This is a genomic window from Kitasatospora sp. NEAU-CNBT7 (assembly GCF_057220535.1).
Window position 1 is genome coordinate 153,379 of the sequence record NZ_JBXQQB010000017.1, and the last position, 12,449, is coordinate 165,827.

11 protein-coding genes are annotated in these 12,449 nt (G+C 76.7%); 3 read left to right on the plus strand and 8 right to left on the minus strand.

Annotated features, from left to right (window positions below):
• Nucleotides 1-10: 10 nt before the first annotated feature.
• From AC2TEW_RS22570 to AC2TEW_RS22580, 3 genes are all read right to left on the minus strand, one after another.
• The gene (locus tag AC2TEW_RS22570) at nt 11-682 is read right to left on the minus strand and encodes an SCO2322 family protein (protein WP_484625139.1); all 672 of its coding nucleotides are present in this window, start codon (nt 680-682) and stop codon (nt 11-13) included.
• Nucleotides 679-2,262: an SCO2321 family membrane protein gene (locus tag AC2TEW_RS22575; protein WP_484625140.1), complete on the minus strand. Its 1,584-nt coding sequence runs from the start codon at nt 2,260-2,262 to the stop codon at nt 679-681. Before AC2TEW_RS22575 ends, AC2TEW_RS22570 begins: the two co-directional genes overlap by 4 nt.
• 443 nt (nt 2,263-2,705) lie before the next feature.
• Nucleotides 2,706-3,299, minus strand: coding sequence for a TetR family transcriptional regulator (locus tag AC2TEW_RS22580; protein WP_484625141.1), 594 nt, complete (start codon nt 3,297-3,299; stop codon nt 2,706-2,708).
• A 202-nt stretch (nt 3,300-3,501) separates the two neighbouring features.
• Between AC2TEW_RS22580 and AC2TEW_RS22585 the strand changes: the two genes are divergently transcribed.
• From AC2TEW_RS22585 to AC2TEW_RS22595, 3 genes are all read left to right on the plus strand, one after another.
• The gene (locus AC2TEW_RS22585; protein ID WP_484625142.1) at nt 3,502-4,815 is read left to right on the plus strand and encodes a glycosyltransferase family 4 protein; all 1,314 of its coding nucleotides are present in this window, start codon (nt 3,502-3,504) and stop codon (nt 4,813-4,815) included.
• Nucleotides 4,816-4,880: 65 nt separating this feature from the next.
• Entirely contained in the window at nt 4,881-5,615 is a 735-nt protein-coding gene (locus AC2TEW_RS22590) for a class I SAM-dependent methyltransferase (protein WP_484625143.1), read from the plus strand.
• Nucleotides 5,612-6,670, plus strand: a complete 1,059-nt coding sequence (locus AC2TEW_RS22595; RefSeq protein ID WP_484625144.1) for a prenyltransferase — start codon at nt 5,612-5,614, stop codon at nt 6,668-6,670. The genes AC2TEW_RS22590 and AC2TEW_RS22595 overlap by 4 nt, the downstream gene beginning before the upstream one ends.
• A 30-nt stretch (nt 6,671-6,700) precedes the next feature.
• On the opposite strand, the gene AC2TEW_RS22600 is transcribed toward AC2TEW_RS22595, so the two are convergent.
• The 5 genes from AC2TEW_RS22600 to AC2TEW_RS22620 all read right to left on the minus strand — a co-directional run bounded on the left by AC2TEW_RS22600 (nt 6,701) and on the right by AC2TEW_RS22620 (nt 12,418).
• Entirely contained in the window at nt 6,701-7,669 is a 969-nt protein-coding gene (locus AC2TEW_RS22600) for a hypothetical protein (protein WP_484625145.1), read from the minus strand.
• Between the two features lie 224 nt (nt 7,670-7,893).
• Nucleotides 7,894-8,934, minus strand: a complete 1,041-nt coding sequence (locus tag AC2TEW_RS22605; RefSeq protein WP_484625146.1) for an N-acetylmuramoyl-L-alanine amidase — start codon at nt 8,932-8,934, stop codon at nt 7,894-7,896.
• 7 nt (nt 8,935-8,941) lie between these two features.
• A complete protein-coding gene (locus AC2TEW_RS22610) occupies nt 8,942-10,198 on the minus strand; it encodes a hypothetical protein (RefSeq protein WP_484625147.1) in 1,257 nt (418 codons plus the stop codon).
• A 241-nt stretch (nt 10,199-10,439) separates the two neighbouring features.
• A complete protein-coding gene (locus AC2TEW_RS22615) occupies nt 10,440-11,096 on the minus strand; it encodes a class I SAM-dependent methyltransferase (protein ID WP_484625148.1) in 657 nt (218 codons plus the stop codon).
• 41 nt (nt 11,097-11,137) lie between these two features.
• A complete protein-coding gene (locus AC2TEW_RS22620; protein WP_484625149.1) occupies nt 11,138-12,418 on the minus strand; it encodes an MFS transporter in 1,281 nt (426 codons plus the stop codon).
• Nucleotides 12,419-12,449 lie beyond the last annotated feature (31 nt).

The window sequence follows — 12,449 nt, forward strand, 5'->3', positions numbered from 1 at the left end:
TGGTGGAGGGTCAGTGGTGTCGGCGGCGGGCCTGCACCACGGCGCCCGCGCCGAGCAGCAGGACCAGCGCCGCACCGGCGATCAGGCCGACCGAGGGGCCACCGCCGCCGGAGGACTTCGAGGTGGCCGCCACCGGTTCGCCGCAGCCGGCCCGCGGGTACCCGGCGATGGCGCACAGCAGGCCGGCGGAGTCGTAGCGCAGCGGCGGCGCCACGGCGGCCAGCACCTCGGCCGAGGTCGCGCCGGAGGGCACCGACGCGCAGGCGGTGCGCGGCGCGGGCGGGGACTGCCCGGGGTCGAGCGCGCCGGGCGGGGCGTCCGCTGCGGTGCCGAAGTCCAGCACCACGGCGACCCGCTTGCGGCCCGCCGCGGCGGCGGTGGCCCCGCAGGCCGCGGCGAAGTCCACGGTGCCGCCGGGCCGCGCGGCCTGTTGGCCGCCGTCCGGGCTGTCTGCGAACCGCCAGCCGTCGACACCGCCGTCCGGCGGGACGTACGTGGTGGGGCCCTGCTGCTGGTACACCCAGGCGTCGCCGGACCACTTCCAGAACGACCAGTAGCGGTACCCGGCCGCCTCGGCGGGGGCGGCGGCCAGGCCGAGCAGGACGGCGAGGGCGAGGGCGAGCAGCCCGGCGAGGACGGCGGCGGGGCGGCCCGCCGCCGTCCGGCGTACGGCTCCGGTCACTTGGGCCCGTCGCCCTTGTCGCCTCGGTCGCCCTGGTCGCCCTGGTCGTCCTGGCCGCCCGGGCCGCCCCGGTCGTCCGGGCCGCCCTTGTGGTCCTCGGGCCGCCCGGCGTCGGCCTGCGGCTGCTCCGCAGGCGCCTGCGGCGGCTCGGCCTGCCCGGTGGCCGGCTGCTCGCCCGGCGTCTGCCCGGTGGCCGGCTGCTCCGCGGCCGGCTGCCCGGCGGACGGCTGTGCGGCCGGCGCCGCCTCCGCAGTGGCCGCCTCCGCGGTGTGGGGGTGCTCGGGGTGGTGGTGGGTGCTCAGGTGCCGGGCGCCGCGGCGGCGGCTGAGGCTGATCAGCAGGCCGCCGCCGACGCCGATCAGCAGGCCGACCCCGATCAGCCAGCCGGTCGACAGCCCGGGGTCGGTCTTCGGGATGGTCGCCCCCGGCGCCTTGGTGGCGGTGGGTACGGACTGCGGGGCCGGCCCGGCGTCGATCAGCAGCTGGACCAGGTTGTGGCCGTCGAAGTCGTACGGGTCGACCTTGGCGGCGTGCGCCGCCAGCAGCAGGGTGGCGGCGGCCGCGGCGTCGGTTCCGTCCTTGCCCTGGGCGGCCCACGGGTAGCCGTTCTTGGCCAGCCAGTTGGCGGCCGGGGCGGCCTGGTCGGGGTGGCCCGCGCGGACCAGGCCGAGCACGGCCCAGGAGGTGGCGGTGAAGTCGGGGCCGGGGGTGGCACCGGGGGTGTTCTGCACCAGGTGGTCGCCGCCCGCGGACAGCTGGGCCGTCAGGTACGCCGAGACGGCCTCGGCCGCGTCCGCGTGCGGCACGGTCGCCGCGGTGGAACCGGCCGGGCAGGCGGGGGCCGTGGGGGAGGGCGAGGTGCCGGTCCCGGTGGGCGGCGCCACCGGCAGGCTGCCGCCCGCGGCCGCCAGGGCGGCCTGGGCGGAGGCGAGCGTGTTCGGGGCCAGCGAGCCGTCCGGGGCGGGCTGGTAGGCGAAGGCGCCGCGCTGGTCGGCGGGCGCGGCGCAGCCCAGCTGGAACGCGGCGAGGCCGTCGTAGGCGCTCTTGCCGGCCTTGGCGGTGCCGGCCGGGTCGGTGCCGGCCGCGACCAGCGCGTTGACCGCCAGCGCGGTGGAGTTGGCGTCGCCCGGGCCGCCCGGGTTGTACGCCCAGGTGCCGTCCGCGTTCTGGACGGTCTTGAGCCACTGGGTGCCCTTGGAGACCGCGTCCTGGTGGCCGCCGAGCCGCACCAGCGCCTGGACGGCGACGGCGGTGGCGTTGCTGTCCTCGGTGGCCGGGTCGCAGGCGGTGGCCGGGTCGGCCCGGTACGACGGCCAGCCGCCGTCCGCGCACTGCTGGCCGGTGAGCCAGGAGACCGCCGAGTCGGCGGGCACGACCTGGTCGTCGGCGAGCGCGAGCAGGGCCAGCGACTGGCGCCAGACACCGTCGTAGGTCGGGTCCCCCTTGCCGTACAGCCCGGCCGGCACGGCCACCGGGGCGGACGAGGGTGACGGCGTGTCGGCCAGTGCGGGCGCGGCGGCGAGGCCGGCGAGCAGCAGGGCGGCCACGGCGGCGGTGACCGGACGGGCGGCGGTCGGCATGGGGGGTGGTGCCTTTCGGTGGGCGGTGGCAGCGGCCCGGCCGGGCCGCCCGGACCCGGGCGGAGCCGGACGGGGGTGCCGCCGGGGCGCTCGCCCCCTTCAGGCCCGCCGACGGGCCCTGACGGGCCGGCGGCGGCTCGGCCGGTACCGCGTCAGGTACGGCCTTTGCCCTGGTGGGAGGCGGATGGAGTTGTCGTGCCCCGACTCTAACGGCCCGGCGGACGGCTCCCGTGCCAACACGGTGTGGCCTCGGTCGCACGGCGGCACGGCCCCGCCCGGGCGGGTGCGATCCGCCGTGGGCGGGGAACGGGATGAGAGGGCATCAGGTGCCAGGTGGCCCCGCCGCCGGACCGCCCGGCCGACGTCCCCTCACCAGCCCGCGGCGCGGGGGTGTCCCCCGGTGTGCGCGGGGGCGGCGCACCGCCGCGGACCGGACGAACCCCTCAGCGAGGAGTCAGGAGGCGGGCCGCGGTGTGCAGGTCGGCCCGGACCTCGGCCAGCGAGGAGCGGCCCGACAGCCAGCCGATCAAGGTCGCGTGCCAGGTGTGGCCGATCACCCGCAGCGCCGCCTGCTGCTCCGCGCCCGGCGGGCCGGGCAGGGCCGCGGCCGCCAGCACGATCGCCGACGTCAGCCGCGACACCTCGTCCACCTCGTGGCTGACCGAGCGGTCCGCGAACGACAGGGCCCGCACCATCGCCTCGGCCAGCCGCGGTTCGCGCTGCAGCGCCTGGAACGCGGTGGTCAGCGCCTCGGCGACCCGGCCGGCCGGATCCTCGCCGGCCGGCGGCCGGCGCCGGACCTGCCCGTGCAGTTGCTCCAGCTGCTCCCGGGCCACCGCGACCAGCAGGTGCACCTTGGAGGGGAAGTACCGGTACAGGGTGCCCAGCGCCACCTGCGCGCCCTCGGCGACCTCGCGCATCTGGACCGCCTCGTAGCCGCCCCGGGCGGCCAGCGCGGTGGCGGCCCGCAGGATGCCGCGGCGCCGCTCGGCCTGGCGCGGGGTCAGCGCGGTGCGGGCCGCGGTGGTGGTGGTCAAGGAAGCCCCCGGACGGCTGGTCGCGATGTCGGGTCCCAGCGTGGCGTGAATCACCTGCCCTGGCTCAGAACGGGAAGCTACGGGCCGGTATCTTCGAGGTCTCTCGTTGTTCACCCGCCCAACAGCGAGCTCCACACCACCATGAAACGTGATCTACTTTACCGGCCGTGCCCACTGCGGTGAGTAGGGATAAGGGGCCAGGATGACCGCGCTGCCGCGACCGCTGCGGATCGCCCTGCTGTCCTACCGCGGTGACCCGTTCTGCGGCGGCCAGGGCGTCTACGTCCGCCACCTCTCCCGCGAGCTCGCCCGCCTCGGCCACCACGTCGACGTGATCGGCGCCCAGCCGTACCCCGTCCTGGACGAGGTCGAGGGACCGGGCAGCGTCCGCCTGGTGGAGCTGCCCAGCCTCGACCTGTACCGGTCCGACGACCCGTTCCGCACCCCCGCGCTGGCCGAGTACCGCGGCGCGGTGGACGTGCTGGAGGTGGCCGGGATGCGCACCGGCGGCTTCCCCGAGCCGCTCACCTTCTCGCTGCGGGCCCGGCAGTACCTGGCCCGGCACAAGGGCCGCTACGACATCGTGCACGACAACCAGACCCTCGGCTACGGCCTACTCGGCCTCGCCCGGCACGGCTTCCCGCTGGTCACCACCGTGCACCACCCGGTCACCGTGGACCGCAAGCTCGAACTGGACGCCGCCGCCACCCGGCTGCGCCGGCTCTCGCTGCGCCGCTGGTACGCCTTCACCCGGATGCAGCGCCGGGTCGCGGCCCGCCTCGACCACATCATCACCGTCTCCGCCAGCTCCAAGGCCGAGATCACCGAGCACCTCGGCGCCGCACCGCGCGCCGTCTCGGTGGTCCCGATCGGCGCGGACACCCGGCTGTGGTCCCCGTCCGGGGCCGTCGGGGTGGTGCCCGGACGGATCGTCACCACCTCCAGCGCGGACGTCCCGCTCAAGGGGCTGGTCTACCTGGTCGAGGCGCTGGCCAAGCTGCGCACCGAGCGCGACGCCCACCTCGTGGTGGTCGGCAAGCGGCGGGCCGAGGACGGCCCGGTCGCCGAGGCGGTCCGCCGGTTCGGCCTGGAGGCGCACATCGAGTTCCGCACCGGGCTGACCGACCAGGAACTGGTGGACCTGTACCGCTCCGCCGAGGTGGCCTGCGTGCCGTCGCTGTACGAGGGCTTCTCGCTGCCCGCCGCCGAGGCGATGGCCACCGCCACCCCGCTGGTGGCGACCACCGGCGGCGCGATCCCCGAGGTGGCCGGCCCGGACGGCGAGACCTGCCTGGCGGTCCCGCCGGGCGACGCCGGCGCGCTCGCCGCCGCCCTCGGCCGGCTGCTCGACGACCCCGCGCTGCGGGCCGCGCTCGGCGAGGCCGGCCGGGCCCGGGTGCTGGCCGGCTTCAGCTGGGAGCGGGCCGCCGAACTGACCGTCGAGCGCTACCGGGCGGCCATCGCCACCGGTGCGGGGCGCCGGGCCAGGGCCGGCGCCGGCTGGCGCTACGTCTGACCGTCCCCCGGCCCGCCGGACCCTCAACCCTCAGCAGTACCGCAGCAACGAATGGGAGCCCCGCAGTGCTGACCGTCGATTTCTCCCGCTTTCCGCTCGCCCCGGGCGACCGGGTGCTCGATCTGGGCTGCGGCGGCGGCCGGCACGCGTTCGAGGCCTACCGGCGCGGCGCGAACGTGGTCGCGCTGGATCAGAACAGCGAGGAGATCGCCGAGGTCCGCAAGTGGTTCACCGCCATGGAGCTGGCCGGCGAGGCCCCGGCCGGTGCCTCCGCCGTGGCGATGGAGGGCGACGCGCTGGCCCTGCCCTTCGAGGACGGCACCTTCGACAAGGTGATCATCTCCGAGGTGATGGAGCACATCCCGGACGACAAGGGCGTGCTCGCCGAGATGGTCCGGGTGCTCAAGCCCGGCGGCCTGCTGGCCGTGACCGTGCCGCGCTGGCTGCCCGAGAAGATCTGCTGGGCGCTGTCCGACGAGTACCACGAGGTCGAGGGCGGCCACATCCGGATCTACAAGGGCGACGAGCTGGTGGAGAAGGTCCGCGAGGCCGGCCTCACCCCGTACGGCAGCCACCACGCGCACGCGCTGCACTCCCCGTACTGGTGGATCAAGTGCGCGATGGGCGTCGACAACGACAAGGCGCTCCCGGTCAAGGCGTACCACCAGCTGCTGGTCTGGGACATCGTCGGCACCCCGGTGATCAGCACCCTCACCAGGGCCGCCGAGAAGGCCCTCAACCCGGTGATCGGCAAGAGCTTCGTGGTGTACGCCTCCAAGCCGCACCTGGCGGGCAAGTGACCGCCGCCGTCCCCGAGGTGCTGCTGCTCGACGGGGTGCTGGACGCGGACCGGGCCGCCGCCACCGTCCGCTCCATCCTGGCGGACCAGGACGGCGACGGCGCCATCCCGTGGTTCCGCGGCGGCCACCTCGACCCGTGGGACCACACCGAGGCCGCGATGGCCCTCGACACGGCCGGCGAGCACGCCGCCGCCGAGGCCGCCTACCGCTGGCTGGCCGGCCGGCAGAACACCGACGGCTCCTGGTACGCCGCGTACACCGACGGCGAGGTGACCAACGCGTCCAAGGAGACCAACTTCTGCGCGTACATCGCGGTCGGGGCCTGGCACCACCACCTCAGCACCGGCGACGACGCCTTCCTGGAGTGGATCTGGCCGACCGTCCGCCGCGCCCTGGACTTCACGGTCGGCCTGCGGCTGCCGGACGGCCCGATCGCCTGGCGCCTCGACGAGGACGGCACCCCCGTCGAGGAGGCGCTGCTCACCGGCTCCGCCAGCATCCTGCACGCCCTGCGCTGCGGTCTGGCCATCGCCGACTACCTCGAAGAGCCCAAGCCCGACTGGGAGTTGGCGGCCGGGCGGCTGCGGCACGCGATCGCCCACCACCCGGAGCGGTTCCTCGACAAGGACCGCTACTCGATGGACTGGTACTACCCGGTGCTCGGCACCGCCCTGCGCGGCCCCGCCGCCGCCGAGCGGATAGCCCGCGACTGGGACCGCTTCGTGGTCCCCGGCCTCGGCGTGCGCTGCGTCAGCGACCGCCCCTGGGTGACCGGCGGCGAGAGCGCGGAGCTGGCCCTCGCCCTGTGGGCCTGCGGCCAGTCCGACCGGGCGGTGGAGATCCTGCGCTGGATCCAGCACCTGCGGCACACCGACGGCTCGTACTGGACCGGCTACGTCTTCGAGGACGACGCCATCTGGCCCGAGGAGCGCACCACCTGGACCGCCGGCGCGCTGCTGCTGGCCGTCGCCGCGCTCGGCGGCGACCCCGCCACGGTCGCGGTCTTCGGCGGCGAGCAGCTGCCCAGCGGGCTGGTGGTCAACGACTGCTGCTGAGCCGCGGCCGCCGTCGTCGCGCGGCGCGGGTCAGCCGCGCTGGATGCCCGTGGTGTCGTTGAGCAGGCCGTGGGTGCCGTCCTGGAGCTGGGCGACCAGGGCGCTGCCGCGCTGCTCGACGGCCAGGTACCAGGTGCCCGGGACGAGGTCGCCGACCGGCGGGCCGGCCGGGTTGTCACGCGGGGTCAGCTGGCGCAGCGCCGGCACCGCGAACCAGAACGGGGTGAACGGCGCGGCCGGGGCCGCCGGGGCGGGCGCCGGGACCTGGACCGCGTCCTGCGGCACCGTGGCGGCCGGGTAGCCGTAGCCGCCGGCCGGCGGGGCGGCAGCGTAGCCGCCCTGCTGGGCCGCCGGGTCGCCCTGGCCCGCCGGGGTGCCCGGGTAGCCGTACTGGCCGCCCTGGGGGGCGTTGAACTGGCCGGGCTGGCCGCCCTGGCCGGGCTGCCCCGGGGTGTAGGGCGCGTAGCCCTGCTGCTGCGGGGCGGCGGCGGGCTTGTCGGTCAGCAGCGGCGCCTGCAGCGCGGGCACCAGCGGACCCGCGACCGCGGCGGCGGCCAGCACCAGCACGACGATCACCGACAGCCAGGCGCCGAACGCGTGGTCGACCAGGTCCGAGGGGTCCAGGCCGCGGGTGGTGTCGGCCGCCGAGAGGTAGCCGCCACCGTTGGTGAACAGCGCCCACAGGCCGCCCCAGGCGGCGAAGACGGACAGCGCCACGCCCCACTGGCGGAGCTTGAGGCCGGCCACCAGCCGGGTCTCGGCCGCCTCGCCCTGGAAGCGGGCCAGCAGGATCAGGGCGGCACCGGCGACGCCGGTCAGGAAGACCGTGGCCAGGATGGACAGGAAGCCGCTGTGCCAGACGTTGTACGAGCAGTTCGTCTGGCAGGGTCCGCCCACCGAGGTGTTGGCCTCGTAGAAGGGGAGGAAGGAGAAGACGAAGAGCAGGACAGCCGCACCTGCGACGGCGGCGTCTCCCCTGGTGAGAGCGCGCAGATTCACGAACGTTCCCCTCGTTGGTGTGTCGTGGACGGCGGGTGGTACTCGGCGGAGCCGGGCGGGCCCGGTCCGGCCGATCGGGGCAAAAGCCTAGGGCCAAGCAGCCGCGACGTGCACAGCGCCCTCCCGGAACGGTCCGCACTCGTTGCAGAACGGTCGGCTCCGGACACCCCGCCGGGGACCGCCCCGGGGCCGCCGGCGACCGGTCCGCGACGGCGCGGAACGGCTCAGGAGGTGGTCAGGTAGGCGGTCAGCGCGTCCGCGATGCCCTGGGCCGCGCGCTGCCGCCACTGCGGGTCGGTCATCCGGCCGGCGTCGCCCGCGTTGCGCATGTTGCCGCACTCGATGAACACCTTCGGCACCGTGGACAGGTTCAGGCCGCCGAGGTCGGTCCGGGTGTCCAGCCCCTGCTTCCCGATGTAGTCGGCGAACGGCTCGCCGGTGGCCGCCTTGAAGGTGTCCCGCAGCAGCAGGCCGAGCCGGTGCGAGGGCTCGACGATCGCCGAGGTGTCGGCCTTCCCGGCGGTCACCCTGCCCGGCATGATCACGTGGAATCCGCTGGCCGAGGCCGGCGCGCCGTCGCCGTGCACCGACAGCGCCACGTCGGCCTTGGCCGCGTTGCCGATCCCGGCGCGCTCGTCGATGCACGGTCCCCACGGGCGGTCGCCGTCCTGGGTGAAGACCACCTTGGCGCCGCGGTCCTGGAGGATCTGCCGGGCCCGGCGGGCCACGTCCAGGGTGTACTCGGCCTCGCTGTAGCCGTTGTTGGTCGAGGTGCCGGTGGTGTCGCACTCCTTGCGCGCGTTGCCGATGTCCACCTGGCGGTTGATCTCGGTGGTGTGCTTGGCGTTACCGGTGTTGTGGCCCGGGTCGAGCAGCACCGTCCGGCCGGCCAGCGGGGTCGCGCCGCCCGCCGCGGCCGGGGTGCCCGGCGGGGCGGCCGCCGACGGCGCGTCCGGGGAGGCCGCGGCGCCCGGCGTGCCGGACTGCTCGGCCGGTGCACCGGTGGTGCCGTCCAGGTGGCCCTCGCCCGCCTGGTCCGCCGGCGTACCCGCCGCGCCCGCCCGGTCGGCCGAGCCGGCGGACGCGGCGGGCCCGCTGTCGGCCAGGGCCTGCCAGCCGAGCCAGCCGCCCAGGCAGATCGGTACCGCCGCGCAGCCCAGCAGGACCGTGCGGCGCAGCCGCCGGCGGCGGGCGGGGTGCCCGGCCGGCCCGTCGGCGTACTCGGGGTGCTCGGGGGGCGTGGGGGAGCTGGTGGGGCGGGTCACGAGTGGTTCAGATCCTGTCCGCGGTGCGAGGGGTCAGGCCGTAGGCCTCGGCGATCGGCTTCCACTTTCCGGCGAAGTCGTTCTTCGACTGGGTGGCCTGCGGGTTGAGGTCGCCGGCCCGCTTGTAGTCTGCCGTGCTCGGCGCGGTGCCGTTCACGCACCCCTGGGCCGAGACCACCCGGCCCCAGGCCGCGTAGGCCCGGTCGATGTCGCCCGACTGCTGCCAGGCGGCGTTCAGGGTCTTCGCGAGGTCCGGGCCGCCGGGCAGGTCGCCGAGGTCCAGCTTGGCCAGGGCGGCGATCAGCTGGTCGCGCTGCTGGGCGCCGCTGTCGAAGACCGCCACGGCGGCGTCGGTGTCCGGTTTGGCCGGGCAGCTGCGCACCTTGGCGACCGCGCTGCCGATGCCCGAACGGGCGCTCTCCGCCTGGGCGAGCAGCGCGTCCAGGGCGGTGGCCTGGGCGGCCGCGTTCGGACCGGCGCCGGCCGGGCCCGCCGAGGCGGACGGCGAGGCGGCCGCCGGCGCGGAGGCACCGGGCGCGGGCGCGGCGGTCCCGGACTGCGGCGGCGGCTGCTGTCCGGCCGTGGCGGCGGGCGCCTGCCCGGCCCGGTCCCCGGAGTCGGTGCCGCTGTTGCGGACCGCCCAGGTCACCCCGACGCCGATCACCACGACCAGCGCCACGCCGAGGGCGATGAACAGCGGCGTCCGGCTGCGCGGCGGCTCGTCCTCGTCGACACCCGGACGGTCGCCGGGCGGCGGGTACGCGGGCTGCTGCGGCGGCCCGCCGAACCCGCCCGGGAACGGCGGGCGGGCGCTCCCGTCCGGCCCCGGGAACGCGCCGCCGTGCGGGGGCCCCGGCGGCGCCGGGTAGCCGCCCGGGTGCGGCGCCGCGTGGGGTGCCGGGTGCGGCGTGACGTGCTCGGGGAAGCCGGCCGGCGGCCCGGACGGCGGCGGGGAGCGGAACAGCGGCGGCGCGTCCGCGGCCCCCGTCACCGGCGGCAGGACGGTGGTCGGCTCGCCGCCGAACGGATCGGCGCCGGGCACGGGGAACGCTGCGGGGGCCTGCGGCGGCGGGAAGCCCGGCCGGACCTCGGACCCGTAACCGGGCTCGGACCCGAAACCGGACGGGAAACCGGACGGCGCCGCCGGCGGGGCCGGCGGCTGTGCCGGGGCACCCTGGTCCGTCCTGCGGCGCACCCAGCCGCCCGCACCGCCGCGCGCGGTCGGATCCCAGACCGCCGGCGGAGTGTTCTCCTGATCCGTCATGCCCCTGCCCTCGCCCCCGACGACCTGTCTCACCTGTCAGTCGGACCCGGCACGGTGGCGGGGCCCTGGCTCGTGCGGCACCGGTGCGCCGCCGGCCGGCCCCCGGCCTCCGGCTGCCGCCGACACGCTACCCGGCGGCCGTGCCGCCGGGCCACGGCGGTACCCCTGCGGGACGGCCGTCCCGGACGACGTTAGAGCATCGCTGATCGTTCGCGCAGGGACCCGGCGCAGTCCGCCGCGGTCAGACCCCGGTTCGGCGCAGTACCCGCAGCGAGCCGGTCACCGAGACCTCCTCGAAGCCCTCGGCGAGCGCCCGCAGGTAGACCCGGTAGGGGGCCTGGCCACCGTCCGCGGGGTCCGGGAAGACGTCGTGGACCACCAGCAGGCCCTCGGGCGCCAGGTGCGGCACCCAGCCCTCGTAGTCGCCGGTGGCGTGCTCGTCGGTGTGCCCGCCGTCGATGAAGACCAGTGCGAGCGGACCGCCCCAGACCGCGGCCACCTGCGGGGAGCGGCCCACCAGGGCGATCACGTGCTCCTCCAGCCCGGCCCGGTGCAGGGTGCGGCGGAAGACCGGCAGGGTGTCCATCAGGCCGACCTGGGGGTCGACCAGCGTCGGGTCGTGGTACTCCCAGCCGGGCTGCTGCTCCTCCGAGCCCCGGTGGTGGTCCACGGTCAGGGCGACCGTGCCGCACCGCCGGGCGGCGTCCGCCAGCAGGATCGCCGAGCGCCCGCAGTAGGTGCCGATCTCCAGCAGCGGCAGCCCGGTGCGGCCCGCCGCGGCCACCGCCGCCGCGTACAGGGCGAGGCCCTCGTCGGCCGGCATGAATCCGGTGGCCGCCTCGAAGGCCGCCAGTACCTCGGGCGCGGGGTGGGCGGTGGCCGCCAGGAGGTCGGTCATGGTGGTGCTCCCTGCTCGCGCTGTCGGTGGGTGGCTGGACCCTACTCGATGGTAGGCAGCGGCGCCGCCGCCGGGGCGGCCCGGGTCAGCGCCCGCAGCAGGGCGGCGGCCCCGGCCACCGCGATCATCGCGAGCCCGGTGCCGACCAGGATCTGCCGGGGCCCCAGCACCGGGGCCAGCGCCCCGCCGAGCGCCGCCCCGGCCGGCGCCGCGGTCAGCAGCACCGTCCCGCGCAGCGCCAGCACGGTGGTCAGCCAGCGGGCCGGGGTGCGCTCCTGGAAGAGGTTGGCGACCAGCGCGCTGTACGGGCCGTACACCACCCCGCCGAGGGCGAAGCCGAGCAGCGAGGCGGCGGCCGGGGCCTTCGGGCCGAACGCCAGCATGGCGGCGCCGTGCCCGGCCAGCACGCCCAGCACCACCGGCCACAGCGGCAGCCGGCGCAGCGCCCCGGCGGTCAGCGAACCCGCCACCGCGCCGACCCCGAACACCGCCCAGTACAGGCCGAGCAGATCGGACCCGGCCCGCAGGTCCTGGGCGACGAACAGCGGCAGGGCGACCTCCACCGGCCCCCAGCAGAGGTTGAACAGCCAGGTCACCCCGATCAGCCCGAGCAGTTCCGGCCGGGCCCGCAGCACCCGCAGACCCGCGCCCGTCCCGCCGGCGGCGGCCTGCGCGGTCTCCGGGGTTTCCGGGGCCTGCGGGGCCGCGGGTCCGGGGCGGCCGGCCCGGACGGCCAGCAGCCCGAAGGTGGCCGCGTCCAGGCCGATGATCCAGGCCGGTCCGGCCCACCCGGTCAGCAGACCGGCCAGGACCGGCCCGGCGATGGTCGACACCCAGGTGCTGGTGGACAGCAGCGCGTTGGCCGCCAGCCGGTGCTCCGGCGGCAGCAGCCGGGCGACCATCGCGTACCGCGCCCCGCTGCCCCACGCGTGCAGCACCGACGAGCCGGCCAGCAGCGCGACCATGACCGCAGGGCGCAGCAGGCCGAGCACCTGGGCGAGCGGTACGCAGCCGAGCAGCACCGCCCGCAGCGCGGCGTCCGCCCGGATCAGCCGGTCCGGCGCCAGCGGGCGCATCAGGCGCCCCAGCAGCACCCCGCCGACGGCCCCCGGCAGCACGTACGCGATCAGCGCCGCCCCCACCAGCGGGCCCGCCGACCCGGGCGGCGCGAGTCGGACGGCGAGCCAGGCCACCGCGACCGTGCTCATGCCGTCCCCCAGGTCGGAGACGGCGAGCGCGGTCAGCAGCCGGGCGAACCGGCGGTCGGCGAGCACAGGACGGTATCCCCGCGGCAGCAGCCGCGGGAGCAGGGCTGAGATCATGCGGCCAGGCAAGCGGTTCAAGCGCGCTTGA